Origin of the sequence: Phaeobacter sp. SYSU ZJ3003 (assembly GCF_041300735.1) — a bacterium.
Lineage (GTDB): Bacteria > Pseudomonadota > Alphaproteobacteria > Rhodobacterales > Rhodobacteraceae > Phycobacter > Phycobacter gallaeciensis_A.
The window spans coordinates 50,005-74,721 of record NZ_PXNU01000002.1; the positions used below are offsets into that span (position 1 = coordinate 50,005).

At 62.7% G+C, this 24,717-nt stretch carries 26 protein-coding genes; 14 read left to right on the forward strand and 12 right to left on the reverse strand.

The genetic code is table 11. From position 1 onward, the window contains the following. Positions 1-23: 23 nt before the first annotated feature. The 5 genes from C6W91_RS01725 to C6W91_RS01745 form a co-directional block, all read right to left on the reverse strand. Positions 24-545 (reverse strand): DUF3035 domain-containing protein, encoded by a 522-nt coding sequence (locus C6W91_RS01725; protein WP_065271805.1) that lies wholly within the window; start codon positions 543-545, stop codon positions 24-26. Between the two features lie 54 nt (positions 546-599). After that, positions 600-1,082, reverse strand: a complete 483-nt coding sequence (gene lspA / locus C6W91_RS01730; RefSeq protein WP_065271806.1) for a signal peptidase II — start codon at positions 1,080-1,082, stop codon at positions 600-602. A gap of 21 nt (positions 1,083-1,103) precedes the next feature. Further along, positions 1,104-2,693 carry a bifunctional phosphoribosylaminoimidazolecarboxamide formyltransferase/IMP cyclohydrolase gene (gene purH / locus C6W91_RS01735; protein WP_065271807.1) on the reverse strand — a complete coding sequence of 530 codons (1,590 nt, stop codon included), beginning with the start codon at positions 2,691-2,693 and terminating at the stop codon, positions 1,104-1,106. 22 nt (positions 2,694-2,715) lie between these two features. After that, complete coding sequence (locus C6W91_RS01740) at positions 2,716-4,458, reverse strand: heparinase II/III family protein (protein ID WP_065271808.1); 1,743 nt, start codon at positions 4,456-4,458, stop codon at positions 2,716-2,718. Positions 4,459-4,603: 145 nt separating this feature from the next. After that, the gene (locus C6W91_RS01745) at positions 4,604-5,878 is read right to left on the reverse strand and encodes an RsmB/NOP family class I SAM-dependent RNA methyltransferase (RefSeq protein WP_065271809.1); all 1,275 of its coding nucleotides are present in this window, start codon (positions 5,876-5,878) and stop codon (positions 4,604-4,606) included. A 121-nt stretch (positions 5,879-5,999) separates the two neighbouring features. Between C6W91_RS01745 and C6W91_RS01750 the strand changes: the two genes are divergently transcribed. Continuing rightward, positions 6,000-6,200 carry a DUF1674 domain-containing protein gene (locus C6W91_RS01750; RefSeq protein WP_065271810.1) on the forward strand — a complete coding sequence of 67 codons (201 nt, stop codon included), beginning with the start codon at positions 6,000-6,002 and terminating at the stop codon, positions 6,198-6,200. Positions 6,201-6,269: 69 nt separating this feature from the next. On the opposite strand, the gene dapB is transcribed toward C6W91_RS01750, so the two are convergent. Then, the gene (gene dapB / locus C6W91_RS01755; protein ID WP_065271811.1) at positions 6,270-7,079 is read right to left on the reverse strand and encodes a 4-hydroxy-tetrahydrodipicolinate reductase; all 810 of its coding nucleotides are present in this window, start codon (positions 7,077-7,079) and stop codon (positions 6,270-6,272) included. Positions 7,080-7,184: 105 nt separating this feature from the next. Here dapB and rbfA point away from each other — a divergent pair, with 105 nt between their 5' ends. The 8 genes from rbfA to C6W91_RS01795 all read left to right on the forward strand — a co-directional run bounded on the left by rbfA (position 7,185) and on the right by C6W91_RS01795 (position 13,504). After that, positions 7,185-7,580, forward strand: a complete 396-nt coding sequence (gene rbfA / locus C6W91_RS01760; protein WP_065271812.1) for a 30S ribosome-binding factor RbfA — start codon at positions 7,185-7,187, stop codon at positions 7,578-7,580. Further along, positions 7,577-8,317 (forward strand): phosphodiester glycosidase family protein, encoded by a 741-nt coding sequence (locus C6W91_RS01765; RefSeq protein ID WP_370570407.1) that lies wholly within the window; start codon positions 7,577-7,579, stop codon positions 8,315-8,317. The genes rbfA and C6W91_RS01765 overlap by 4 nt, the downstream gene beginning before the upstream one ends. 127 nt (positions 8,318-8,444) lie before the next feature. Next, the gene (truB, locus tag C6W91_RS01770) at positions 8,445-9,353 is read left to right on the forward strand and encodes a tRNA pseudouridine(55) synthase TruB (protein WP_065271813.1); all 909 of its coding nucleotides are present in this window, start codon (positions 8,445-8,447) and stop codon (positions 9,351-9,353) included. A gap of 44 nt (positions 9,354-9,397) precedes the next feature. Then, positions 9,398-9,904, forward strand: coding sequence for a DUF1643 domain-containing protein (locus C6W91_RS01775; RefSeq protein ID WP_065271814.1), 507 nt, complete (start codon positions 9,398-9,400; stop codon positions 9,902-9,904). Positions 9,905-10,028: 124 nt separating this feature from the next. Then, positions 10,029-11,153: a calcium-binding protein gene (locus C6W91_RS01780; protein WP_065271815.1), complete on the forward strand. Its 1,125-nt coding sequence runs from the start codon at positions 10,029-10,031 to the stop codon at positions 11,151-11,153. A gap of 104 nt (positions 11,154-11,257) precedes the next feature. After that, positions 11,258-12,460 (forward strand): GTP-binding protein, encoded by a 1,203-nt coding sequence (locus C6W91_RS01785; RefSeq protein ID WP_274839840.1) that lies wholly within the window; start codon positions 11,258-11,260, stop codon positions 12,458-12,460. A gap of 168 nt (positions 12,461-12,628) precedes the next feature. After that, complete coding sequence (gene rpsO, locus C6W91_RS01790; protein ID WP_019295116.1) at positions 12,629-12,898, forward strand: 30S ribosomal protein S15; 270 nt, start codon at positions 12,629-12,631, stop codon at positions 12,896-12,898. Between the two features lie 186 nt (positions 12,899-13,084). Then, complete coding sequence (locus C6W91_RS01795; protein ID WP_274839839.1) at positions 13,085-13,504, forward strand: GFA family protein; 420 nt, start codon at positions 13,085-13,087, stop codon at positions 13,502-13,504. Between the two features lie 18 nt (positions 13,505-13,522). Here the strand turns inward: C6W91_RS01795 and C6W91_RS01800 are convergent, their stop codons facing one another. Beyond that, positions 13,523-14,407 carry an aminoglycoside phosphotransferase family protein gene (locus C6W91_RS01800; RefSeq protein ID WP_274839838.1) on the reverse strand — a complete coding sequence of 295 codons (885 nt, stop codon included), beginning with the start codon at positions 14,405-14,407 and terminating at the stop codon, positions 13,523-13,525. Between the two features lie 130 nt (positions 14,408-14,537). Here C6W91_RS01800 and C6W91_RS01805 point away from each other — a divergent pair, with 130 nt between their 5' ends. The 4 genes from C6W91_RS01805 (at position 14,538) to C6W91_RS01820 (ending at position 18,673) form a co-directional block, all read left to right on the forward strand. Then, entirely contained in the window at positions 14,538-14,795 is a 258-nt protein-coding gene (locus tag C6W91_RS01805) for a DUF6525 family protein (RefSeq protein ID WP_065271820.1), read from the forward strand. A gap of 196 nt (positions 14,796-14,991) precedes the next feature. Further along, complete coding sequence (gene pnp, locus C6W91_RS01810) at positions 14,992-17,133, forward strand: polyribonucleotide nucleotidyltransferase (protein ID WP_065271821.1); 2,142 nt, start codon at positions 14,992-14,994, stop codon at positions 17,131-17,133. A gap of 119 nt (positions 17,134-17,252) precedes the next feature. Then, positions 17,253-17,969, forward strand: coding sequence for a glycosyltransferase family 25 protein (locus tag C6W91_RS01815; protein WP_274839837.1), 717 nt, complete (start codon positions 17,253-17,255; stop codon positions 17,967-17,969). Between the two features lie 188 nt (positions 17,970-18,157). After that, positions 18,158-18,673 carry an ATP-binding protein gene (locus C6W91_RS01820; protein WP_274839836.1) on the forward strand — a complete coding sequence of 172 codons (516 nt, stop codon included), beginning with the start codon at positions 18,158-18,160 and terminating at the stop codon, positions 18,671-18,673. A gap of 50 nt (positions 18,674-18,723) precedes the next feature. Here the strand turns inward: C6W91_RS01820 and C6W91_RS01825 are convergent, their stop codons facing one another. Further along, complete coding sequence (locus tag C6W91_RS01825; protein WP_065271823.1) at positions 18,724-19,377, reverse strand: peroxiredoxin; 654 nt, start codon at positions 19,375-19,377, stop codon at positions 18,724-18,726. A gap of 284 nt (positions 19,378-19,661) precedes the next feature. Between C6W91_RS01825 and C6W91_RS01830 the strand changes: the two genes are divergently transcribed. After that, complete coding sequence (locus C6W91_RS01830; protein ID WP_274829856.1) at positions 19,662-21,101, forward strand: aldehyde dehydrogenase family protein; 1,440 nt, start codon at positions 19,662-19,664, stop codon at positions 21,099-21,101. A 90-nt stretch (positions 21,102-21,191) separates the two neighbouring features. Here the strand turns inward: C6W91_RS01830 and C6W91_RS01835 are convergent, their stop codons facing one another. The 4 genes from C6W91_RS01835 to C6W91_RS01850 are packed head-to-tail and all read right to left on the reverse strand — an operon-like array spanning position 21,192 to position 24,712. Beyond that, entirely contained in the window at positions 21,192-21,995 is an 804-nt protein-coding gene (locus C6W91_RS01835; protein WP_065271825.1) for an ATP-binding cassette domain-containing protein, read from the reverse strand. Continuing rightward, complete coding sequence (locus tag C6W91_RS01840; RefSeq protein ID WP_065271826.1) at positions 21,992-22,864, reverse strand: ABC transporter ATP-binding protein; 873 nt, start codon at positions 22,862-22,864, stop codon at positions 21,992-21,994. The genes C6W91_RS01835 and C6W91_RS01840 overlap by 4 nt, the downstream gene beginning before the upstream one ends. Continuing rightward, on the reverse strand, positions 22,861-23,709 hold the full coding sequence (locus C6W91_RS01845) for an ABC transporter permease (RefSeq protein ID WP_065271827.1): 849 nt from the start codon (positions 23,707-23,709) through the stop codon (positions 22,861-22,863). Before C6W91_RS01845 ends, C6W91_RS01840 begins: the two co-directional genes overlap by 4 nt. Continuing rightward, complete coding sequence (locus C6W91_RS01850; protein WP_065271828.1) at positions 23,702-24,712, reverse strand: ABC transporter permease; 1,011 nt, start codon at positions 24,710-24,712, stop codon at positions 23,702-23,704. The genes C6W91_RS01845 and C6W91_RS01850 overlap by 8 nt, the downstream gene beginning before the upstream one ends. Positions 24,713-24,717 lie beyond the last annotated feature (5 nt).

The following is a 24,717-nucleotide window of genomic DNA, read 5'->3' on the forward strand; positions in this document are numbered from 1 at the left end:
AAGCTGCGCAGCAGAGGCGCGGCTCACTCTCCGCTTGGCGGCGGCGCAGAAGGGGTTGCCACACCCGCGCGGCGGAACTGTTCGGTTGTCTCGAACGGGTCCAGCGTCTGCTTGGCGTAGATCTGCTCATAGCGGTCGACAGGGAACAGGCGGATCCGCCCGGTGATACGCTTTTTCTTCAGGAACTTGGCGTCTTCCTCGGCCAGTTCCTGACGCACCGTTGGCGACACGCCATAGCGGCTGGAGGCGCTGACCAGCGCCAGATCCGAGGAGGATACACCCTGTCCAGGCACCAGCGCAGAGGGCTTGCCGCCCAGCGCCGCGACCGCATCGGCTTGAGGGGTCGGATCAGCGATATTGCCTGCGCCCGGTGTTGGTTCCGGCAGACTGCTGTAATCTGCGGGCTCGTTCAGCGGCTTGTTCGGTAGCACAAGGAATTCATCCGGCCCGGTCCCAGTCTTGCGAATATCACGCAGACCTTTTTGCGAGCAGCCCGCGACGGCCACCGCGCCTACCAGAACAATCATGCCGAAAGGGATCCGCATTCCCAGTTACTCCTGCCAGTTTCCCTGCGCTTTTAACGCATATTGCACCCGAGGTCACGCGGGCTTTTTTGCGCTCCGGTCGAACAGGATCAGCCCGATGGCACCGGCAAAGATGAACACATCGGCGATATTGAACACGAAGGGATTGTTAATTCCGCAGCAGGACATGTTGAGGAAATCCAGCACATAGCCATAGAGCAGCCGATCCGCGACATTGCCCAGCGCGCCGCCGATCACCAGCCCCGCCGCCAACGCCATCCAGCGCGCGCGGCGATGCGAGCGGCGAATCCAGATGGCCAGCACGGCACAGATCAGCAGCGAGAGGCCGATCAACACCCAGCGCGCCGTATCCTCGCCGCCATCGAACAGGCCAAAGTTAATGCCGGTGTTCTCGCCATAGCGGAAATTCAACAGCGGCGGCAGCACGTCGATGCTCTGGCGCTGGGACAGGCCCATCCAGTGAATCACCAGATATTTGCTGGCCTGATCCAGAAGAAAGGCCCAGAACGCGCCCCAGAACATCATACGCACTGCCATTTTCCGCTTGGTTCCCGCTGATCAGTGACGGAAGTGGCGCATGCCGGTAAAGACCATGGCAAGCCCAGCCTCATTGGCCGCCTTGATCACCTCATCGTCCCGCATCGAACCGCCCGGCTGGATCACGCAGGTGGCGCCAGCAGCCGCAGCCTCCAGGAGACCGTCGGGGAAGGGGAAGAAGGCATCGGAGGCCACGGCAGAACCTTTGGCCAGGCTTGCGTCCAGACCCAGTTCATCCGCCATGCGCTGCGCCTTGGCGGCGGCCACATTGGCGCTGTCCAGGCGGCTCATCTGGCCGGCGCCGACACCCACGGTGGCGCTGCCTTTGACATAAACGATGGCGTTGGATTTCACGTGCTTGGCCACCTTCCAGGCGAACAGCAGGTCCTGCATTTGCTCATCCGTCGGGGCCTTTTCGGTGACGACCTTCAGATCGTCCATGCCGATGTATCCCACGTCCTTGTCCTGCACCAGAACACCGCCAGAGACCTGCTTGTAGGCGGTGATCGCCTTGCGCGGATCGGGCAGCGCGTCTGTCAGCAAGAGGCGCAGATTCTTCTTGGCGGCAAAGATCTCTTTCGCCTCATCCGAGGCACCCGGCGCGATTACCACCTCGGTGAAGATCTCGGTGATCTTGGCGGCGGTTTCGGCGTCCAGCGGCTGGTTCAGCGCCACAATGCCACCAAAGGCAGAGGTGCGGTCGCAATCGAATGCCTTCTGGTAAGCCTCGGCCAGGGTAGCTCCACGCGCCACACCGCAGGGGTTGGCGTGCTTGATGATGGCAACGGCAGCGGTTTCAGCCGGATCGAACTCGGCCACCAGCTCATAGGCCGCATCGGTGTCGTTGATGTTGTTGTAGGACAGCTCCTTGCCCTGCAGCTGCACGGCGGTGGCAACACCCGGACGGTTCGAGCCATCGGTGTAGAAGGCCGCTTTCTGGTGGCTGTTTTCGCCATAGCGCAGAGTCTGCTTCAACTCACCGGCAAAGGCGCGGCGGCGCGGTGCTTCCAGCTCCAGCGCGCCTGCCATCCAGTTGGAAACAGCCGCGTCATAGGCTGCGGTGCGGGCATAGGCGATCTGCGCCAGACGCTGGCGGAAAACATAAGAGGTCTGACCGTCGTTCGCGTCCAGCTCGGCCAGCAGGGCGTCATAGTCTTCGACGTCGGTCACCACGTTGACGAACAGGTGGTTCTTGGAGGCCGCGCGGATCATCGCCGGACCACCGATGTCGATATTCTCGATCATCTCATCGTAATCCGCACCACGGGCCAGTGCCGCCTCGAACGGGTAGAGGTTCACCACCAGAAGATCGATGGCGCCAATGCCGTGTTCGTTCATCGCCGCCACATGGGCGTCGTTGTCACGCAGCGCCAGCAACCCGCCATGCACCATCGGGTGCAGGGTCTTCACGCGACCGTCCATCATTTCCGGGAAACCGGTGACGTCAGAGACGTCCTTGACGTCCAGCCCCGCATCGCGCAGCGCCTTGGCGGTGCCGCCGGTGGACAGCAGCTCGACGCCACGCTCGGCCAGCGATTTGCCAAGGTCAATCAGACCGGACTTGTCGGATACGGAAAGCAGCGCACGGCGTACGGGGTGAAGATCGGTCATGGCAGGGCGGTCCTTTGCAGGCTCAGTCAAAAATCTCGGGGTCGTCCCGGTTCAGGTCGCGCACGGCTTCGGCAGTTTCCTGTGCCTTGCTGAGCGTCCACCGGACGCGGGTTGCATAGTCGATGACCCGGCCAGATAGAACGATCTGTTTTGACGCACGCGGCTTCAAGCGGGTCTTTTCCAGGTAAACGCCCGGCTCCAGCTTCAATTCGCAGGTGCCGTCATGGCGGAAAACCCAGATTTCGCCGCTCTTGAGCGCCATGGATACTGCCGCGCCGCCCAAGTCAAGGGTTGCATCCACTTCCGGGTGCAGATGCAGGCGGATATCAAAGCCGATCCCGCGTTCTCCATGGCTGTCTAGCGCCTTTGAACAGCGCCGCTCGGCCGCCTCATCCAGCGCTACCAGCATGTCCTCGCCCGCTAGCGCGCGCCCGTCAAAGCCCAGATCCAGCGTGCGGGCGTGGGTCAGACCGAATTCGCGCGCGTATCCGTCGTGTCCGCCCTGAAACCGGCTGCCATCGCTGAGCTGCTCCAGCTGAATCTGCACGTCGGTGGGGCCGCCAACCAGTTCTTCCTGACCGGTGCCGCGACTGGGCGGTGCCAGCCGGGCGCTGGAATGGCCCTCCAGGCACAGGGTCGAATGCGATGGTGTGGCCCGCCCGGCGCGGCGCCATTCCAGACCAAAGGTCTCGCCCGAGCCGCAATTGACGATCAAAGGCCGCCGCCCCGAGGTCAGTTCAAAGGCAAGGGTGGAGGCATGACCGTTAGCCGAGGCCCGCCCCTGCGGTGGCAAGGCCGCGTCAATCACCACCGAGGTCCGGCGTGCCGACAAGCGGGCATAGCCCATCGCCAACCCTTCGACCGGGCGCGCCGATACGTGGCTGGCCGCCAGCGCATGATCCAACCAGCCTTCCAGCCCCCGGCCGCCACCGTGGAACCGTGCCAGCCCGCCATCGCTGTGGCGCAGGGTGCGCAGCGTTGGCGCAATCCGTTCAATGGCCGCGGTCTGCGCCGCTGGCACGCTGCGCCCGGCTTCGTGCAAGGCGGCGGCAGTCCAGGTCAGCAGGGTAAAGACCTCCAGCAGTTCTTCGGGATTGCGGGTCGGCAATCCGCCCTGCGCGTCGATCTGCCGGTCGCATTCTGCGCTCAGGGCACGGATGGCGGGATCAGCCAGCGCCTCCTGCCCCTGAAGGGCAAGCCCCGCATAGATCAGCCCCGCCAGCGCCTCGAACCGTGGCAGGCCCGGGGTTGCACCCTGCCAGCGATGGGCCAGGAACCATGTCTGTTGCGATAGTGAGCGGTAAAAGGCCTCAGATTCCGCACGTTCCTTGCCGTTCAGCAGGAAAATCGCATGGTTGATCCATCGAATCACGCGCCGTCCCGTCAGATCCGGCGACCAGCCGGGCCCCGAGCCGCGCCCATGCGCCTTGATCCAGCCCCAGACCCAGTTCTGCGCCTTGACGCGGGCCTTGATATCGCCGACCGCCGCCAGATCGTCGAGCCAGGCAAAACCGTGCCGCTCGGCGTCAAAGGCGGCGTCCGGCGCCGTCACTTCCCAAAGCCCGGTGGTTGTCGACTCGACCAGATACCCCGCCAGCAGCAGGTTCCCCGCCACCAGCTGCCGACCGCGGGCAAAGCTGCCAATGGTGCGGGGTTCAGGCTGCGATACGAATCCCGTCGCCGCAGGCTGCTTGCGCGCCCGCCAGGCATATAACCGGTTCAGCAGGCGGGTGCTGCGCCCCGCCATTCTATCGTATCTGGACATGCTCTTCTGCCTCACGCCGTTGGCGTTTTGGGCGCAGCATAACCCGGGGAAGGGTTCAAGTCACCGACGAATGCGACACCCTCCGGCGGCACCGGCGGAATTGCCCCGCCGGGCAAAATCAAAGCACGTTTCGCTGGGAGAAAGGTCAGCCCGCCTTGCGCAAGAGCGCCATGTAAAACCCATCCATGCTGCCCCGTTCCGCCCAGTAATCCGGACGCAGGCGCAAGCCGCCTTCCTCGGTGATCCAGGCCGGATCTGTGCCCAGACCGTCAAAACACTCACGGTCGGCTGTCATGTCCGGAAACATCTCAAGCGCCTCTTCGACCTGGCATTCGCCCTCATCCGGCAACAGGGAGCAGGTGCAGAACACCATGCGCCCGCCGGGTTTGACCAGATCCCAGGCATGGGCCAGCATCTGCGCCTGCAATTCAATGAGCCCGCCGAATTCGCTGCCATCCTTGGCATGGGGCAGATCCGGGTGGCGCCGGATCGTTCCGGTGGCCGAACAGGGTGCATCCAGCAGCACCGCATCGAATTGCCCGGTCTGCTCCAGTGCATCACCCACAATCAGATCCGCACTCAGCCCGGTGCGGGCAAGGTTTTCGCGTAGGCGCTCCATCCGTCCGGCAGAGGCATCGACGGCGGTCACCTGCGCCCCGTCTGCTGCCATCTGCATGGTCTTGCCGCCCGGTGCGGCACAAAGATCCAACACCCGTTCGCCGGGCTGCACATCCAGCATCTGCGCGGGCAGCGCTGCGGCTGCATCCTGCACCCACCAGTCCCCGGCCTCATACCCCGGCAAGGCCGAAACCTGACCGGCATCGGACAGGCGCCGCGATCCGGTGGGCAGGAGTTCCCCGCCCAGCACCGACAGGTCCGCACCGGGTTTGGCGGTGATATCCAGCGGCGCGCCTGCAAAATGCGCAGCCTCCATGCCCAGCACCGCCTCAGCGCCCCAGGCCTGCACCAGCGGCTTGCGCAGCCAGTTCGGCAGGCGGGGGATGCGCAGCTTGGCCCATTCCGCAGGCCCATGATCGGCAACCTTGCGCAGCACTGCGTTGACCATGCCCTTCAACTGACCATGGCGGCGGTGTTTCGACACGATGGTCACCATGGCATTGACCACGCCATGCGCCGCGCCACCCGAGCACAGCTCGACCGTGCCAAGGCGCAGCGCGTTCATCACCGTGAGCGGCGGTTTCTTTTTCAGGTGTTTCTGCAGGATCCGGTCAGCGCGCTCTAGGCTGCGCAGCACTTCCAGAGCCAGCCGCTGGGTGCGGGCGCGATCCTGCGGTTGCAGCTTTTCAAGGGCGCCCGCCGCAAAACATTCAGCCAGAAGCCGCCCTTCGCCCAGCACCTGATCCAGAAGATAGATCGTGGTTCTGCGGGCCTGCAGCGCATCGGGGGCTTTGTCGGACATCGGGTCTCGGCTTTCTATGGCGGCGTAGAGCCAGCATGGGATCAGAAGGGCTTTGCGTCTCGGCGGCTTGTTCCCGCCGGACAGGGGCGTATATCATGGCCCAAGCATAAAGGAACCCGCGATGAGCGACGAGACCACGCCGGAAGGCCCCGCAGAAAAAGACCTGCCCCCCGCAGCCAAACGCGCCCTGGCCGAAGCCGAAGAGCGCCGCAAGGCCGAAGCTGCCAAGGCACCACCCCCGACCGAGCTTGGCGGACGCGACGGCCCCGACCCCGCCCGCTATGGCGACTGGGAAAAGAAAGGCATCGCCATCGATTTCTAATCGGCAGCGTTCCTTCACCGCCCCTTGTTCAGGTTGGGGGCGGCACCATGACAGCCAAAAGGTGACGGCTTAAAGTCCCAGCACGTCGATCATGTCGTATTCACCGGGGGATTTGTCCTGCCCCCACAGCGCCGCCTTCAGCGCGCCACGGGCGAACAGGGCGCGGTCGGTGGCCATGTGGCGCAACACGATGCGTTCTCCGGCACCGGCGAACAGCACGTCATGCTCCCCGACGATGTCACCACCGCGAATCGCGGTGAAGCCGATATCACCGCGTTTACGCGCACCGGTAATACCGTCGCGGCCCCGGTCCGAGACATCCGCGAGTTTCACACCGCGCCCTTCGGCGGCGGCTTCGCCCAGCATCAGCGCAGTGCCGGAAGGCGCGTCGACCTTGTGGTGATGGTGCGCCTCGATCACCTCGATATCGAAATCCTCATCCAGCGCAGCGGCGACCTTCTTGGTCAGCTGCACTAGAAGGTTCACGCCCAGGGACATATTGCCCGCACGTACGATCACCGCGTGACGCGCGGCGGGCGCCAGCTGGGCGATCTGTTCATCCGTCATGCCGGTGGTGCCGATCACATGCACGGCGCGGGCCTGTGCAGCGAGGGCCGCAAATTCCAACGTGGCCTCAGGCGCGGTGAAATCGATCACCGCCTGCGCCTTGGAAAAAGCCTCAAGCGCGTCATCGGTGACGGTGACACCCAAAGGTACGCCGCCCATCGCCTCACCCACGTCGCGGCCGACCCAGTCGTGGCCGCCGCGCTCCACCGCGCCCACAAGGGTCGCCTTGTCGCTGTCCAGAACCGTCTTGATCAGCATCTGCCCCATACGCCCGGATGCTCCGGTAATCACGATCCCCGGTTTATGAGTCATTGGCCCGATCCTTTTCGCTGGCTGGCGCTTCGTTCTTTTGCTGGTTTTGTCCTACCGTCTTGCGCACGTCTTGGCAAAGGGCAGCTTTCGGCATAGATCGAAGATATGGCAAAGAACAAATTCCACGATGGCCCCGGCCCCTCTCAACGTCAGCTGCGCGTCGGCGAACTGATCCGCCGCACCCTGTCCGAGGTGCTGGCGCGCGGTGATGTGCATGACCCCGAACTCAACCGCATGTCGATCACGGTGGGCGAGGTGCGCATTTCACCCGACCTGAAGATCGCCACCGCCTATGTGCTGCCGCTCGGTGGCAAGGGGCAGGACGAGGTGCTGAAGCTGCTGGCCCGCAACAAGGGTGAGCTGCGCCGCATGGCGGGCAAGAAGCTCGGCCTCAAATACGCCCCGGATCTGCGGTTCCAGCTGGATCAGACCTTTGATCAGATGGATGACACCCGCCGGATGTTGAACCAGGACGCGGTGCGCCGCGATATCGACGATTGATCCTGCGGGCGGCAGTTGCGCTTGCCGCCTTTTGCCTGGGGTTGTCGGCCTCTGTCGCCGCAGCCGTCGAATGCCGTGACACCTCTTACGATGGCAGCCGCTACACAATCTGCGAAGTCGACGCGGGCAAGGAAGAGTTGCGGCTGTTCCTGCGGAACGCAGAGGGGAAACCCTACGGCCATTTTGCCGCCATCGATGCCGACCTCGGCAAAGAGGGCAAATCCCTCTCCTTTGCCACCAACGCCGGAATGTATCACGCCGACCGCTCTCCGGTGGGCCTCTATGTCGAGGATGGCCAGCAGGAAATGCGGCTTGTCCCCAATGCGGGCCCCGGCAATTTCGGCCTGCTACCCAATGGTGTCTTCTGCATCAATGAGACCCGCGCCGATGTGATCGAAACGCTGAAATTTCGCGACAGCGGCGCCAGCTGCCGCGATGCCACCCAGTCGGGGCCGATGCTGGTGATCGACGGGGAGCTGCACCCGCGCTTCCTGCCGGATTCGACCTCCTACTACGTGCGCAACGGTGTCGGCACCTCGGCAGACGGGCAGCGCGCGGTCTTTGTCATCTCGCGCAATGCGGTGACGTTTCACCAATTCGGCAGCCTATTCCGCGACTACCTGAAGCTGCCAAATGCGCTGTACTTTGACGGCAATATTTCGCGCCTGCACGCGCCCCAGATGGGCCGGTCGGATGCCGGTTTCTCGATGGGGCCGGTGGTGGGCGTCGTCGAATAGCCGCCGTGCAGCCCGCCTGAGCATAGACGGGGCATAGAAATGGCGCCACAACAGACCCGGCACAATTGACAGGCTGTTCTGGCTGCGCTACCCCGCGCGCCTCTTTCAGCATCATCGAGGAACAGGCATGGCACGCAAACGCAAGGGGCGCGATATTTCCGGCTGGCTGGTGGTGGACAAGCCCGCAGGGCTGACCTCGACCGCTGTCGTGAACAAGGTGCGCTGGGCGCTTGAGGCCAAGAAGGCCGGCCATGCGGGCACGCTCGACCCCGAGGCGACGGGTGTTCTGGCCGTGGCCCTGGGTGAGGCAACCAAGACGGTTCCCTATATCACCGACGCGCTGAAGGCCTATACCTTTACCGTGCGGCTGGGACAGGCGACCAATACCGACGATGCCGAGGGCGAGGTGATCGCGACAAGCGACGCGCGCCCTTCCGACGAGGAAATCAAGGCCGCGCTGGGTCAATTCATCGGTGAGATCATGCAGGTGCCGCCGAAATTCTCGGCTGTGAAGATCGACGGGCAGCGTGCCTATAAACTTGCCCGCGATGGCGACGAGGATTTCGAGATCGCCGCCCGCCCCCTGTGGGTCGAGGAACTGGTGCTGGTGGACCGCCCCGATCCCGATCATGTGGTGCTGGAAATGACCTGCGGTAAGGGGGGCTATGTACGCTCCATCGCGCGCGATCTGGGCGCCGCGCTTGGCTGTCATGGCCATGTGAAGGAGTTGCGCCGCATCTGGTCCGGACCCTTCGATGCTGCCGATGGGCTGTCGCTGGAAGAGATCGAACGGATGCAGCGCACGCCGGAACTCGACACCCATCTGCGCCCGCTGGAGGAAGGTCTGGCTGACCTCCCCGAGCTGAAATGCACGCCCGAAGGTGCCACACGCCTACGCAACGGCAACCCGGGCATGGTGCTGGCCTCGGATGTGGAGTACGGCGACGAGGCCTGGGCCTCGATTGACGGAAAGGCCGTCGCCGTCGGCATCTACAAGGCGGGTGAGCTGCACCCGAGCCGCGTCTTCAACCAGTAACGCCCGCGCTTGCCCCTCTGGGGGCAGCGTGGCATCCCTGCCCCATGATCACCCGCAGCCATACCAAGGGCGATGCACCCTCCACCGCCGTCTATTCGGATTGCGAGACCTATCGCTACAGCCTGACCCGGATCTGGGATCCGGATGGGCAAAAGGTGATGTTCGTGATGCTGAACCCTTCGACTGCGACCGAGGTGCAGAACGATCCGACCATCGAACGCTGCGAAAGACGAGCGCGCACGTTGGGGTTTGGCGGCTTCCGGGCCACCAATATCTTTGCCATCCGCGCCACTGACCCGCGGGTGATGCGCGCCGCCAAGGATCCCGAGGGGCCGGAGAATGAGGCCGCGATCCTGTCCGGCGCAGAGTGGGCCGATCAGATCATCTGCGCCTGGGGCACCCATGGCGCCCACCGCGATCAAGGTCCCCGCATTGAGAATGCGTTAAGGGCGACCGGACAGCCTCTGTTTCACCTTGGCCTCAGCAAACACGGCCATCCGAAACACCCGCTTTACATCGCCTACAGCCAGCAGCCGCAACCCTGGGCATGATCCCAAAGGCGCCGACCCCGGTATTATTTCGTTAACCGATGTTCCCGGTTTGTTTTGAGGCAAATCCTTAATTGTGCGAGAGTATACTCAGGGATAGAAATTTGTTGCGTAAGGAGTGGGGCCGATGCTCTGGTTGGCCGGCCTTTTTGGTCTTGTGGCTGTTGGCGGGGCCATGTTTGTGGATTTCAGCGGCGGTGACGACGATCTGAACGACACCGACGACTCGGATGAGGCAGCGGGCGAAGGCTCCGGTGAGGACACCGGAGCCGTCATCGTGCCGCCTTCCGAATTTCTGAACCCCGACGACCCGGACAGCACCGCTACAGATGACGGCTCTGCCAGTGGCAGCGGCGACACCGGGACGACCACCGATGGCGAAACCGGTGACGGCACCGACAGCGCCACGGATGGGCTCAACCTGTCCGGTACCGATGAACCCGAACTGCTGACCGGCAGCGATTGGGCCGATATTCTGTTCGGTGGCGATGGCGATGATCAGCTGGACGGCAACGAAGGCGACGATTCCCTGTCTGGCGACGGCGGCCATGACGTCCTGCACGGTGGCGACGGCGATGACACGCTTGCGGGTGGCTGGGGACGTGATCTGCTGCATGGTGAAGACGGCGACGATCACATTGCTGGCGAGGATGGCGATGACACGCTGTATGGTCACTTCGGCAATGACACCCTGACCGGCGGCGGCGCCGAGGATGTGGCCCACGGTGGCCAGGGTCACGACGTGCTGAGCGGCGGCGAAGGCAGCGACGCGCTGCATGGTAACGATGGCAATGACACGCTGAGCGGTGGCACCCAGAACGACACGCTGTTCGGTGGCCGGGGCAACGATCTGGTCTGGGGCGCCGATGACGATGACACCAGCGATTTCCTGAACGGGGGCGATGGCGATGACACATTGGTTGCCGGAGCCGGGGATATCGTCACTGCGGGCAGCGGCGCCGATCTGATCATGGCCGGAGATATCGGCGGAGCCCCGGATGGCGACCAGCCCCCTGTCGAACTGGTCGATTATGATCCCGAAGAGGACCAACTCATGGTTCTCTGGTCCCCCGGCAGCGAATCGGAGCCGGAGATCACCGTGGAACAAGATCCCGATGCCCCGGACGAGCAGGTAATCCGCGTGAACGGCACCGAGGCCTTGCGCGTGAGTGGTGCCGCGCCGCTATCGGCCTCGGACATTCGACTGGTCGATGTGAACGATCCGACCTTCGCCGACCTGCTGCCCAGCTGACCGATCCGATTGCGGCCTGAACCGGCACGGATAGACGGCTTGCAGGGTTGCGCCTTTGCTTCTCTCGTGATTGTTATGTCATAACATAACATTTGGAGTAAACCATGCAGGATTCTCGCCTTCCCGTCACAGTGCTGTCCGGATTTCTCGGTGCGGGCAAAACCACCTTGCTGAACCGGGTGCTGAACAACCGCGACGGGCGCCGCGTCGCCGTGATTGTCAACGATATGTCAGAGGTGAACATCGACGCCGATCTGGTCCGCGCCAATACGCCCGAGCTGAGCAAGACCGAAGAAACCCTCGTGGAACTGTCCAACGGCTGCATCTGCTGCACCCTGCGCGACGATCTTCTGACCGAGGTGCGCCGTCTCGCGGAAACAGGCCGGTTCGATTACCTGCTGATCGAATCCACCGGCATATCCGAACCGCTGCCGGTGGCGACGACCTTTGATTTCCGCGATGAGGCTGGCGTCAGCCTGTCCGATGTCGCGCGGCTGGATACTATGGTGACCGTGGTCGATGCGGTGAACCTGCCGGATGACTTCTCCAGCCACGATCAGCTTGGCGACCGGGGTGAGACGATGGGAGAAGCGGATACCCGCAGCCTTGTCCACCTGCTGACGGATCAGATGGAATTCGCCGATGTGGTGATCCTCAACAAGGTGTCCGACGCAGGCCCAGCCCGCACCGATGCCGCGCGCAAGATCATCCGCAGCCTCAACGCCGATGCCCGCATTATCGAAGTCGATCGCAGCGAGGTCGCTCCTGAAGACATTCTCGACACCCACCTGTTCGATTTTGAAACCGCGCATGAGCACCCGATGTGGGCCAAGGAACTCTATGGTTTTGCCGATCACACGCCCGAAAGCGATGAATATGATATCCAGTCCTTCGTCTTTCGCGCCCGCGCGCCCTTTGATCCTGTGGCGATCCACCGCGTTCTGAATGGGGATCTGCCCGGCGTGATCCGCGCCAAGGGGCATTTCTGGATTGCCACCCGCCCCGATTGGGTGGCGGAATTCTCGCTTGCCGGTGCCCTGTCCAGCGTTGCCCCGCTGGGGACATGGTGGGCCACAGTTCCCGAAGAACGCAGGCCCACTCATGCCCAGGCGCAGGAATACCTGCAGGTGCATTGGCAGGAACCCTTCGGTGATCGCAGGCAGGAACTGGTGTTCATCGGCAGCGGGATCGACTGGCCGCGCCTGAAGGCGCAGCTGGAGACCTGCTTGATGACGGTTCCCGATGCGGACGCACTGGCGGGGCTGGCGGATCTGCCCGACCCCTTCCCGCGCTGGCGCCGGGCCTGAGCGTCAAGGGCGGAAAACCGGGAGGCGGCGACATCCCCTTTGCTTTTTGCCGCAAAACCGCCTATACGCCCGCATCTGCCGTGGAATCGCGGCGGACTTCTCCATGGGCCTGTGCTGGACGACATCCCGGCCTGCGCCATTTCTCTAACCTTTTCAAAGGAGACCCCGATGTCGATTACTGCTGAAGAAAAAGCACGCCTGATGAAAGAATTCGCAACCAAGGAAGGCGACACCGGTTCGCCCGAAGTCCAGGTTGCCATTCTGACCTCGCGCATCAACACCCTGACCGAGCACTTCAAGACCCACAAGAAAGACAACCACGGTCGTCGTGGTCTGCTGAAGATGGTTGCTCAGCGTCGTAAGCTGCTGGACTACACCAAAGGCAAGGATGAGGCCCGTTACCAGGACCTGATCAAGCGCCTGGGCATCCGCCGCTAAGCGCGATATTTGCATTTCGATGCATGCGCCCGTTCCGAAAGGAGCGGGCGTTTTTTATTGGCGGGAACCGGATGGGATGTGGTTGGCCCACCACCAGCCCTCGTTTACGGGCTACCGACACATGATGTAGGGTTTTACTGCGTGTGAAGCGCGCTTTCCCAGCTCAGACAATGAAAGAGCAGAGATATGGAACACCTGACCTCGGGAAGCTGCTCGGGAAGTTGTCTGTGCGGTGCTGTCCGGTTTCACATCCACGGCGCGTTCGAAAGCTTCTTCCTGTGCCACTGCGCGCGCTGCCGCAAGGACAGCGGGTCCGCGCATGCGGCCAATCTGTTTTCCACCCAGGCAGAGATTGAATGGCTAACCGGGCGGGACAGGGTCAAGAGTTTCCAGTTGCCTGAAACACAGCACGTCAAAAGCTTTTGCACCGACTGCGGATCAGCGCTGCCGACGCTTCAGATGGATGGCGCCCTGCTGGTCGTGCCCGCAGGTGCACTGGACAGTGAGATCCCTATCCGGCCCACGGCCCGCATCTGCTACGCCAGCCGCGCGGCCTGGACCGATGCGATTGAGACTGCGGAAACCATCGATGGGCTTCCCGGCTAACCGATCCCCTCCATTCACCTAGCGCAGTAGATCCAGCCGGGACAGGGTCAGCCGTGATTGTCGGCACAGCGCCTCATTCCTGCCACCGCGGTAGAAACTGAGGGCAATGACCGCACAATAGAGCGCCCAGCCGCTAGCCCGTACCCACGTCCTGCCCTCCAGTTCCAGCCGGTCGCGAAACGCGGTGCGGGCGGCAGGGTCCACCCAGGTCCAGGCCGCCGCATAATCGACAGCGGGATCGCCAACCGCCGACAGGCCCCAGTCAATCACCCCCCGCAAGACACCATTCCGGGCAATCAGATTGTCCGCCTTCAGATCCCCGTGCAGCCAGACGGGTCGGTCCTGAAACCCGGCATCGCAGGCCGCGTCCCACAGGCAACGTGCGCGCGATGCGTCAATCTCATCTTTGAGGAGGTCGATGGCCGGATGCACCACGTAGGTCAGTTCCTGCAGTGCGACGCCACGCCGGTTGTTGGCCTCCCCCGCAACGGGTGCGCCCTCCGTATCCCTTAGGTGCAGCGCCATCAGGAACTCGGCAAGGCTCTGCGCCGCCGCAACCGGGTCTGCGATCTTTGCGGGGGTTGCGATCCTGCCTGCCATCCAGTCGAAGATGCCAAAGGGCAGATCATCCTGCAGACAGCCCCGGTACCGCAGCACCGGAACCGCAAGCGGCAGACCCTGTAGGCGCGGCAGCCAGTCCAACTCCTTGGCCAGATACTGAGTCGCCGACCACCGGCGCGGAACCCTTAAAACCATCTGCTCCCCGATACGGAGCATGCAATTGTCCGTCCCAGACGATTCGATGCGCCTCCGCGGAAGGCCAGCCCATTGCGGCACCTCGGTCGCAAGGATATCGCCGACCATCGCGTCGCTGATTGCAATGTCATCCGTGTCTTTGCTCATCAGGCGAAGCTAACCGCCCGATGGCCCCACCGGCAAGGAAAGGGCGCGATCCGGGTCCCGAAGTACCGGCAGCTTGCCGCTTCAATTTGATATGTTATTACATACTATAGCAGCATTTCGAAGGACACCTATGCCACACCCGCGACGCCGCAATCTGGGCGCCACCGGCCTGCCCATCCGCAAACGTACCGGAAATGCGATGACGGAGTATGACCGCTTGCCGCCCAGCCTGCGGGCCTGGATGCAAGAGGCTGCCCTGCCGTGGTCGCCGCGCTCTTGCCGCAGCATCTGGATGAAGGTGAAACAGGATGGCGGAACCGACCGGCAGGCCATTGCACGCCTTGCCGCTGTTGAGGCCGCAATGCTGAAACGCGCCGCAGAGGCGTGAACCTCCTTCCTGTAGGTCTCCACGAGCTGTTTTTCTTTCATTCCGGGCCAAAGTGATGTATGGGCCGGACATCTGAGACGTTGCGCCATGGCCCCGGCGCTCGAAAGAAAGATGGAGGGGGCCGGCGGCAATGGGGCCGCCATGACAACGGGAGACCCGGGATACGCCTGGGAGTGCTCCCACTTAGGATGCTGACATGTTCAACGTTACGAAGAAATCAATGCAGTGGGGCGAGGAAACGCTCACACTGGAAACCGGCAAGGTTGCCCGCCAGGCAGATGGCTCTGTGATTGCCACCCTCGGCGAAACCTCGGTTATGGCAAACGTCACCTTTGCCCGCCAGCAAAAGCCCGGCCAGGACTTCTTTCCCCTGACCGTGCACTACCAGGAAAAATACTACGCCGCGGGTAAAGTGCCCGGCGGCTTCTTCAAGCGTGAGGCCCGCCCCACCGAGAAGGAAACCCTGACCGCCCGTCTGATCGACCGTCCGATCCGCCCGCTGTTCGTCCCCGGCTTCAAGAACGAAGTTCTGGTGATGTGCACCGTGCTGTCCCACGATCTGGTCAATGACCCTGACATCGTCGCAATGATCGCTGCCTCCGCTGCGCTGACCATTTCCGGCGCCCCCTTCATGGGCCCGATCGCCGGTTGCCGCGTTGGTTTCGAGGACGGCGAATACGTCCTGAACCCGACCGTGGACGACATGCAGGACCTGCGCTTGAACCCCGATCAGCGCCTGGACCTGGTTGTTGCCGGCACCAAGAACGCCGTGATGATGGTGGAATCCGAAGCTTACGAGCTGTCCGAAGCAGAAATGCTGGGCGCCGTGAACTTTGCCCACGAGCAGATCCAGCCGGTTCTGGACCTGATCATCTCGCTGGCCGAAGAAGCCGCCAAAGAGCCGTTCGACTTTGCCGCACCGGATTACTCCGAGCTGTATGAAGCGGTCAAAGCCGCTGGCGAAGAGCAGATGCGCGCCGCCTTTGCGATCTCGGACAAGCAGGAGCGCACCGCCGCTGTTGCCGCCGCACGCGAAGCCATCAAGGAAGCGCTGAGCGAAGAGCAGCTGGAAGATTCCAACCTCGGTTCTGCTCTGAAGAAACTGGAAGCCGGCATTCTGCGCGGTGACGTTGTCAAAACCGGCAAGCGTATCGACGGCCGCAAGACCGACGAGATCCGCGACATCGTTTCGGAAACCGGCCTGCTGCCGCGGACCCACGGTTCTGCCCTGTTCACCCGTGGTGAAACCCAGGGTCTGGTCGTGACCACGCTGGGCACCGGCGATGACGAACAGTTCATCGACGCCCTGCACGGCAACTTCAAATCCAACTTCCTGCTGCACTACAACTTCCCGCCCTACTCGGTTGGCGAAGTTGGCCGCGTGGGTGGCCCCGGCCGCCGCGAAATCGGTCACGGCAAGCTGGCATGGCGCGCGCTGCAGGCGGTTCTGCCCGCGGCAACCGACTTCCCCTACACCATCCGCGTGGTGTCCGAGATCACCGAATCGAACGGCTCCTCCTCGATGGCGTCGGTCTGCGGTGGCTCGCTGTCGATGATGGACGCAGGCGTTCCGCTGAAAGCACCGGTTGCCGGTGTGGCCATGGGCCTGATCCTCGAAGACGACGGCTCCTACGCAATCCTGTCCGACATCCTGGGTGACGAAGACCACTTGGGCGACATGGACTTCAAGGTTGCGGGTACCGAGAACGGCATCACCTCGCTGCAGATGGACATCAAGGTCGCAGGCATCACGCCTGAGATCATGGAAAAAGCCCTGGCCCAGGCCAAGGACGGCCGGATGCACATCCTTGGTGAGATGTCCAAGGCCCTGTCGGAAACCAACGCGTTCTCCGTCCACGCGCCGCGCATCGAGACCATGAACATCCCGACCGACAAGATCCGTGAAGTGATCGGTTCGGGCGGCAAGGTCATCCGCGAAATCGTGGAAACCTCTGGTGCCAAGGTCGACATCAACGACGACGGCGTGATCAAGATCGCTTCCTCCAACGGTGACGCGATCCAGAAGGCCTATGACATGATCCACGCGATCGTGGCAGAGCCGGAAGAAGGCGCCATCTACAAAGGCAAGGTCGTGAAGATCGTCGATTTCGGCGCCTTTGTGAACTTCTTCGGCAAGCGCGACGGCCTGGTGCACGTCAGCCAGATCGAGAACCGTCGCCTGAACCATCCTTCGGACGTTCTGAAGGAAGGTCAGGAAGTCTGGGTCAAGCTGCTGGGCTTTGACGACCGCGGCAAGGTGCGCCTGTCGATGAAAGTCGTCGATCAGGAAACCGGCGAGCCCGCCGCGCCTGAAAAGAAAGAAGAAGCCGCGGACTGATCCGCAGCCTCGCTTCGAACAAGAAAGGCCCCGCTGGCAACGGCGGGGCCTTTTCTGTCAGCGCCGTTCAAGGAACTGCGGCCTTCCCCCTCAGCGCGTTCCCCGATATGGATCTGACCATGCACACCCTGATCATCCACATGTCCGGCAACAGCAAACGCGGCGCAAATGTCGAACATCTGCTTTATACACTGCCGAATGCCGAGGTGGCCGAAGCGGTGAATGGCCGGACTGCGGTGAGTCACCATGTGCATCCGACGCGTCACGGCGATGTGCATGATCCGCGCTACCCCTTTCCCCTGTCACCAGGAGAGGTCGGCTGCTTCCTGTCACACCGTAGCTGCTGGCAGCGGATCGTGGATGCGGGCTGGGAGTATGCTTTGATCGTCGAGGATGATCTCTCGGTCGATCCGGAGGCATGGCAGACGGCCCTGTCGCTAGTCGAGGCCCACGCGGATGCGGACAGCTTCATCCGCCTGCCCGCCAAACGGCGCGAAAGCCCCGCCGCCATCATCGACCAAGCGGGCGACAGCAAGCTGTTCCTGCCCCGCGTCATCGGCCTTCAGACCGTCGCGCAGGTGGTGGGGCGCAACGCGGCGGCGAACCTTCTGGCCGCCAGCACCGCCATCGACCGGCCTGTCGATACCTTCCTGCAGATGCACTGGATCCACGGCCAGACCATTCATACCATCCTGCCCAATGGCGTCAGCGAGCTGACCGAGGCACTGGGCGGATCGACCATCCAGAAAAAGAAACAGGGCAGCAAGCTTGCGCGTGAATTCAAGCGCACGCTCTATCGGGCCCAGGTCGCCGCCCGCCCGCAGACGGCCGGATAGGCCCGCAGACTGGACCCGCGCCCGGGACTGTGCGATGAGACACAGCATGACACCCCTTGTTCAGACATTCCCCCTGCCGCGCTGCGCGCGAATTACCGTCCCGGCCTGACAGTCGGGCCGGGTGGCCGAACGCTGAACAACATATGCGCGCCACATAGAACCTGCGCGCGCCTTCAAGGGTTTCTGAAATGTCTCAAACACTTCCGACGCTGCACATGCTGTGCGGCAAGATCGCCTCTGGCAAATCCACTCTCGCCGATCACCTGACGCGCGAAGACAAGGCCGTACGCATTGCCGAGGACCAATGGCTGAACACTCTCTTCCTCGGCGAGATAGAAACCGGGGCCGATTACCTGCGTTGCACCGGGCGGCTACGCGAGACCGTGGCGCCTCATGTCATCGACCTGCTCAACGCAGGGGTTTCCGTGGTGCTGGATTTCGCCGCAAATACGATCCAGCAACGCGCCTGGATGCGCGGCATTCTCGACAGGACTAGTGCAAACCATCAACTGCATGTGCTGGATGTCCCGGAAGAAGTCTGCCTCGCCCGGCTGCGTGCGCGAAATGCCAGTGGCGATCATCCATTCTCGGCAACCGAAGAACAGTTTCACCGGTTCTCGAAACACTTTGTCCTGCCCACGCCGCAGGAGAGGTTCAATATCGTGCTTCACACCACACCCGAAAAGGCACAGCCGACGAAATGACAAAGGGGCCAAAACGGCCCCCTTGCTGAACTTCAAAATGGTCTTCCGACTTATTCCGGCGCTTTGGTCTTGCGCAGGTAGGGGAAGATGGTTTCGAACTCACCGAACTTGGCCTTGGCGTCTTCGTTCGACACGGTCGGCGGGATGATCACATCCTGACCCGGCACCCAGTCGGCAGGGGTGGCAACGCCGTGGCCGGTGGTCATCTGCAGACCGTCCAGCGCGCGCAGGATCTCGGCAAAGTTGCGGCCCACCGACATCGGGTAGGTCATCGACAGTTTCAACTGCTTGTCCGGGCCGATGATGAAGACCGAGCGCACTGTGGCGCTGTCGGCCGGAGTGCGGCCATCGGGCAGGTAGGCTTCGGCGGGCAGCATGTCAAAGGCCTTGGACACGGCGAGCCCTTCGTCCGCGATGATCGGGAAGCCTGCCGGAGTTTTGGCATAGCTTTCAATGTCGCCCTTCCATTTCTTGTGGTCCTCGACACCGTCAACGGACACGCCGATCACCTTGGTGTTGCGCTTGGCCCACTCCTCGGACAGCTGCGCCACGGCACCAAATTCAGTGGTGCAGACCGGGGTGAAATCCTTGGGGTGGGAAAACAGGATCGCCCAGCTGTCCCCGATCCAGTCGTGGAAGGTGATGGTGCCCTGATCGGTCTCGGCGGTGAAATTCGGAACCACATCGTTGATGCGCAAACCCATGACGGTCTCCTCTCTGCGTTCACATTCAGCTTTCAATACGTATCTTGCTACGCAAGGTAATCAATCGCAGCGCAGGTTAAACCCCTGCGGCGTCAAGACCAGCACAAAAGTGCCAATCACCTGCGACAAAACGGAAAACCCTGGGTTTATCCGCGAAAATCCGCCTCACATAATTTGATCAAATTATGTGAATGTGGTCTTGCCCAAGGGTCAAGGCAGTGACACAGTGGCGCGCGAAAGCGCCGGTACAAACTGGCGAAACGTCTGATTTGGGAGATCTGGACATGATCGAGAAACGCGACTTTTACATCAATGGCCAATGGGTTGCTCCTGCGGCAGCCAAGGATCACAATGTCATCGATCCTTCCACCGAAGAACCCTGTGCAGTGATTTCCCTGGGATCCGAAGCCGATACCAATGCCGCCGTTGCCGCTGCCAAGGCCGCCCTGCCCGGCTGGATGGCGACCCCGGTAGAAGAGCGGATCGCGCTGGTGGAAAAGCTGATTGAGGTCTACCAGGCCCGCGGCGAAGATCTGGCGCAGGCGATGTCCACCGAGATGGGCGCCCCGATCGAGATGTCCCGCACCCAGCAGGTTGGCGCCGGCATCTTCCACCTGAAGAACTTTGTGCGCGCGGCCAAGGCGTTTGAATTTGAACGCCCCCTGAGCGACCGCTTCCAGAACGACCGCATCATCTACGAAGCCGTCGGTGTTGCTGCCCTGATCACGCCCTGGAACTGGCCGATGAACCAGATCACCCTCAAGGTGGGCGCCGCGGCCATCGCGGGCTGCACCATGGTTCTGAAGCCTTCCGAGGAAAGCCCGCTGGATGCGATGATCTTTGCCGAGCTGATGGACGAGGCAGGTTTCCCCGCCGGTGTCTTCAACCTGGTGAACGGCGATGGCGTCGGCGTCGGCTCGCAGCTGTCGGCGCACCCGGATGTGGACATGGTGTCCTTCACCGGCTCGACCCGCGCGGGCACCGCGATCTCCAAGGCGGCCGCCGACACCCTGAAGAAGGTGCATCTGGAACTGGGCGGCAAAGGCGCCAACGTGATCTTTGACGATGCCGACGAAAAAGCGGTCAAGCGTGGCGTGCTGCACATGATGAACAACACCGGCCAAAGCTGCAACGCGCCCTCGCGGATGCTGGTTCAGAAAGGCATCTACGATCAGGCCGTGGCCACCGCTGCCGAAGTTGCCGCCAAGGTCACCGTCGGCCCGGCGTCCGAGGAAGGTCGCCACATCGGCCCCGTGGTCAATGAAACCCAGTGGAACAAGATTCAGGACCTGATCCAGAAGGGCATCGACGAAGGCGCGCGCCTTGTCGCCGGTGGCACCGGTCGCCCTGAAGGCTTCAACAAGGGCTTTTACGTCAAACCGACCGTCTTTGCCGATGTGAACAACCAGATGACCATCGCCCGTGAAGAAATCTTTGGACCGGTCCTGTCGATCATCCCGTTTGAGACCGAGGAAGAAGCCGTCGAGATCGCCAACGACACGCCCTATGGTCTGACCAACTATGTGCAGACCCAGGACGGCGCCAAGGCCAACCGTATGGCCCGCGTGCTACGGTCCGGCATGGTGGAAATGAACGGCCAGTCCCGGTCCCCCGGTGCGCCCTTCGGTGGCATGAAGCAGTCCGGCAACGGCCGTGAAGGCGGTATCTTCGGGATCGAGGATTTCCTGGAAATCAAGGCCGTCGGCGGCTGGTCCACCGACTGATTTTCAGCCTCTTTGAAATAGCAAAAGCCGCTCCTATCCGGAGCGGCTTTTCTTTTGCCCGCGTGGTGCACGGGGTCTTGCAGCTCCCCGTTACGCCCAAACTTGGTCGGGATCGGGCAGCGGGATCGCAGACAGGAGCTCTTGCGTGTAGGGCGCAGTCGGCGCAGCGAACAGGTCCGCCGTCGCGGCGTTTTCAACGATTTCGCCCTGATAGAGCACCAGAATGCGGCTGCACAGGCGGCGGATCACCGACAGGTCGTGGCTGATGAAGGCCAGCGTCAGGCCCAGCTCGCGCACCAATTCTTCGAGCAGGTTCAGCACCTGCGCCTGACTGGAGACATCCAGCCCCGAGACGATCTCATCCGCGAGGATGAAATCGGGGCGCAGGGCGATGGCGCGGGCGATACCGACGCGCTGACGCTGCCCACCGGACAATTCATGCGGATAGCGGCTGGCAAAGCTGCGTGGCAGGCCCACCATATCCAGCGCCTCATTTACGCGGGCGTCGATCCCCTCAAGCCCATGCAGGCGCAAGGGACCGGCGATGATCCCCCCCACCCGGCGGCGCGGGTTAAGCGAGGACAGGGGATCCTGAAAGATCATCTGGAACCGCCGCCGCAGGGGGCGCAGGGCCTCCTCTGACATATGGGTGATGTCTGTCCCCTCAAACGAAATTTGACCACTGTCCGGTTCAATCAACCGGATCAGCGCCCGCCCCAATGTGGATTTACCGGACCCAGAGCCGCCAACGATGCCCAAAACCTCACCCTTGGGGATCTGGAAGGTCAGCCCCTTGAGGATCTCGATCCGCGGCGCAGGACCAAGGATTGGTTTGCGCGACATGTCCGGAAAGCTGAGCCGCAGATCCTTCACATCATAGATCACATCACTCATGCCGAGCCCTCCATTTGTCGGTCAAAGGCCGCAACCTCTTCCTCCACCGCGCGGATCACCGCGTCGGGGACCGGGGTCAGACTGCCGTCCGGATCGGTGTATTTCGGCGTCGCTGCCAACAGGGCCGCCGAATAGGGATGCCCGGGGCTCGCGAAGAAGTCGCGCACCTTGGTGTCCTCGACCACCTTGCCGGAGTAGAGCACGGTCATGGTCTGGCAGACCTTGGAGACCACGCCCAGATCATGGGTCACGAACAACAGCGCGGTACCATGGCGTTGCTGCATGTCCGAGATCAGCCGCAGGATCTGCTTCTGCACGGTGACATCCAGCGCGGTCGTCGGCTCATCCGCGATGATCAGCTTCGGCTCTGCCGCAAAGGCGGAGGCAATGAGGATCCGCTGGCGCATTCCCCCCGACAGCTCGTGCGGGTAGGCGCGCATGACGCGGGCGGGATCGGGGATATGGACCTCTTCCAGCAGCTCCAGCGCCCGGGCCTCGGCGGCCTTGCGCGACCAGCCAAGGATATCCACCAGCCGGTTGGTGATCTGCGGCCCCACCCGGCGCGAAGGGTTGAGCGCGGTCAGCGGATCCTGTGGGATCAGGGCGACCTTGGCGCCAATCCTCTGGCGGCGCGCGCGCGGTGACAGCTGGCCCAGATCCTCGCCTTCCAGGATGATCTGCCCGCCGGTGATTCCCAGCGCCTGCGGCAGGGTGCCCAGCACCGATTTGCCGATCATGGATTTGCCTGCGCCGCTTTCGCCGACAAGGGCGCGGGATTCACCCGCCGCCACATTGAGCGACACACGCCGCAAGATCGGCACATTGCCCCTGAGGCGCACGGTCAGGTCTTGAATGGACAGAAAGCTCATCGCAGCACCGGATCGAAATGGTCCTTCAGACCCTCGCCAAGCTGCGAGAAGCTGAGAACGGTGAAAAACAGGGCGACCAGCGGGAACACCAGCACCCACCAGGCCTGATGGACCGAGGTGCGCCCCTCGGCGATCATCCCGCCCCAGGTCGGCGCATCGGTGGAGATCGACAGGTTCACAAAGCTGAGGATCGCCTCGACGATGATTGCAATGCCCATCTCCAGCGTCAGCAGCGCCACGATGGTGGGCAGCACGTTGGGCAGGATTTCCGTCAGCGCGGTACCGAACCGGGTGCGCCCCACAACCTGTGCCGAGGCGACGTAATCCATCTTGCCCTGGCTCATTGCTTCGGCCCGGATCACCCGGGCAAAACGGGTCCAGTCAATCACCACGATGGCGATGATGATCGAAGTCATGCCAGTGCCCAGAACCGCGATCAGCAGGATCGCAAAAAGGACCGGCGGGAAGGCCATCCAGATATCCACGAGGCGGGAAATCACCAGATCGGCCCAGCCGCCGTAATAGCCAGCGATCAGGCCCAGCGTGGCCCCAATCAGACAGGTCAGCACCCCGGCGATCAGCGCCACGCTCAGCGCCAGCCGGGCGCCATGCAGAATGCGGCTGAGGACATCGCGGCCCAGGGAATCGGTGCCCAGCCAGTAATTGGGATCGGCGCCCGTCTCCCAGAAGGGCGGCATCCGTCCGGCGAACAGGTCCTGCGCCAGCGGATCATGCGGGCTGATCCAGGGCGCCAACAGCGCGGCCAGAACTAGAAGGCTGATCCAGCCCCCGGACAGCCACAGGCGCAGGCCCGGTTTGCGGGTGTGTGCTCGGGTATCACGCATGACGGAGCCTCGGGTTCAGGGCGGCATAGGTCATGTCGACGACCAAATTGACCACGGTGAAAATCAGGGCGAACAGGATCACGATCCCCTGGATCAGTGGCAGATCGCGGTTGATCACCGCATCAATGGCCATGTTGCCCAGCCCCTCATAAGAAAACAGCCGCTCCACAATGACCGTGCCGCCAATCAGGAAGGTGAACTGCACCCCGACCAAGGTCAGCGTCGGCAGGATCGCATTGGGCAGCGCCTCGCGGGTGATGATGCTGGTCTCGGCGTAGCCCTTGGTGCGCGCCAGGGTCACGTAATCCAGATGCATGGTTTCCTTCAGCGACTGTTTCAGCAGCTGCGAGATGATCGCCGCCAGCGGGATCGCCAGCGCCAGCGCGGGCATGAACATATGGGCGACGATATCGGCCCAGACATCGAACCGCAGGCGGATGAAGCTTTCCCAGAGATAGAAATTCGACTGGAACTCGAACCCCAGCGAGGGCGACACCCGGCCCGAGATATGAAACAGCGGCCAAAGCACGCCAAAGAGCAGGATCAGCACCAGCCCCCACAGGAAGTCGGGCACCGACAGGGCCATGCCCCCGGCCACATCGATCGCACCTTCGACGCGCGTGCCCCGGTAAAGCGTCGCGGTCAACGCCATGGTGCCGCCCAGCATCACCGCGATTACCAACGCCATTACTGATAGTTCCAACGTGGCGGGCAGACGGCCCAGCACCAGTTCGGACACCGGCTGGCGCAGGGAAATCGAGGTTCCGAAATCCCCCTGAAGCACGCCAGAGGCCCAGATCAGGAATTGTTCGGGGATCGATTTGTCGAACCCGTAAAGCGCCTGAAGCCGCTGGATATCCGCATCGGTGGCCCCCGGCGGCAGCATCATGGCAATCGGATTGCCCGGCACCACGCGGATAACCACAAAGACGATGATCGCCACCCCGACCAGCGTCACCATAGTGGCCGCCAGCCGCGCGATCATTCTGCGCAGGATCTGCATTGTCT

What these genes read in the sequence shown, in the direction of transcription:
- C6W91_RS01725 (WP_065271805.1), bottom strand. Translation starts at nt 545, where the DNA reads ATGCGGATCCCTTTCGGCATGATTGTTCTGGTAGGCGCGGTGGCCGTC.
- lspA (WP_065271806.1), bottom strand. Translation starts at nt 1,082, where the DNA reads ATGGCAGTGCGTATGATGTTCTGGGGCGCGTTCTGGGCCTTTCTTCTG.
- purH (WP_065271807.1), bottom strand. Translation starts at nt 2,693, where the DNA reads ATGACCGATCTTCACCCCGTACGCCGTGCGCTGCTTTCCGTATCCGAC.
- C6W91_RS01740 (WP_065271808.1), bottom strand. Translation starts at nt 4,458, where the DNA reads ATGTCCAGATACGATAGAATGGCGGGGCGCAGCACCCGCCTGCTGAAC.
- C6W91_RS01745 (WP_065271809.1), bottom strand. Translation starts at nt 5,878, where the DNA reads ATGTCCGACAAAGCCCCCGATGCGCTGCAGGCCCGCAGAACCACGATC.
- C6W91_RS01750 (WP_065271810.1), top strand. Translation starts at nt 6,000, where the DNA reads ATGAGCGACGAGACCACGCCGGAAGGCCCCGCAGAAAAAGACCTGCCC.
- dapB (WP_065271811.1), bottom strand. Translation starts at nt 7,079, where the DNA reads ATGACTCATAAACCGGGGATCGTGATTACCGGAGCATCCGGGCGTATG.
- rbfA (WP_065271812.1), top strand. Translation starts at nt 7,185, where the DNA reads ATGGCAAAGAACAAATTCCACGATGGCCCCGGCCCCTCTCAACGTCAG.
- truB (WP_065271813.1), top strand. Translation starts at nt 8,445, where the DNA reads ATGGCACGCAAACGCAAGGGGCGCGATATTTCCGGCTGGCTGGTGGTG.
- C6W91_RS01775 (WP_065271814.1), top strand. Translation starts at nt 9,398, where the DNA reads ATGATCACCCGCAGCCATACCAAGGGCGATGCACCCTCCACCGCCGTC.
- C6W91_RS01780 (WP_065271815.1), top strand. Translation starts at nt 10,029, where the DNA reads ATGCTCTGGTTGGCCGGCCTTTTTGGTCTTGTGGCTGTTGGCGGGGCC.
- C6W91_RS01785 (WP_274839840.1), top strand. Translation starts at nt 11,258, where the DNA reads ATGCAGGATTCTCGCCTTCCCGTCACAGTGCTGTCCGGATTTCTCGGT.
- rpsO (WP_019295116.1), top strand. Translation starts at nt 12,629, where the DNA reads ATGTCGATTACTGCTGAAGAAAAAGCACGCCTGATGAAAGAATTCGCA.
- C6W91_RS01795 (WP_274839839.1), top strand. Translation starts at nt 13,085, where the DNA reads ATGGAACACCTGACCTCGGGAAGCTGCTCGGGAAGTTGTCTGTGCGGT.
- C6W91_RS01800 (WP_274839838.1), bottom strand. Translation starts at nt 14,407, where the DNA reads ATGAGCAAAGACACGGATGACATTGCAATCAGCGACGCGATGGTCGGC.
- C6W91_RS01805 (WP_065271820.1), top strand. Translation starts at nt 14,538, where the DNA reads ATGCCACACCCGCGACGCCGCAATCTGGGCGCCACCGGCCTGCCCATC.
- pnp (WP_065271821.1), top strand. Translation starts at nt 14,992, where the DNA reads ATGTTCAACGTTACGAAGAAATCAATGCAGTGGGGCGAGGAAACGCTC.
- C6W91_RS01815 (WP_274839837.1), top strand. Translation starts at nt 17,253, where the DNA reads ATGCACACCCTGATCATCCACATGTCCGGCAACAGCAAACGCGGCGCA.
- C6W91_RS01820 (WP_274839836.1), top strand. Translation starts at nt 18,158, where the DNA reads ATGTCTCAAACACTTCCGACGCTGCACATGCTGTGCGGCAAGATCGCC.
- C6W91_RS01825 (WP_065271823.1), bottom strand. Translation starts at nt 19,377, where the DNA reads ATGGGTTTGCGCATCAACGATGTGGTTCCGAATTTCACCGCCGAGACC.
- C6W91_RS01830 (WP_274829856.1), top strand. Translation starts at nt 19,662, where the DNA reads ATGATCGAGAAACGCGACTTTTACATCAATGGCCAATGGGTTGCTCCT.
- C6W91_RS01835 (WP_065271825.1), bottom strand. Translation starts at nt 21,995, where the DNA reads ATGAGTGATGTGATCTATGATGTGAAGGATCTGCGGCTCAGCTTTCCG.
- C6W91_RS01840 (WP_065271826.1), bottom strand. Translation starts at nt 22,864, where the DNA reads ATGAGCTTTCTGTCCATTCAAGACCTGACCGTGCGCCTCAGGGGCAAT.
- C6W91_RS01845 (WP_065271827.1), bottom strand. Translation starts at nt 23,709, where the DNA reads ATGCGTGATACCCGAGCACACACCCGCAAACCGGGCCTGCGCCTGTGG.
- C6W91_RS01850 (WP_065271828.1), bottom strand. Translation starts at nt 24,712, where the DNA reads ATGCAGATCCTGCGCAGAATGATCGCGCGGCTGGCGGCCACTATGGTG.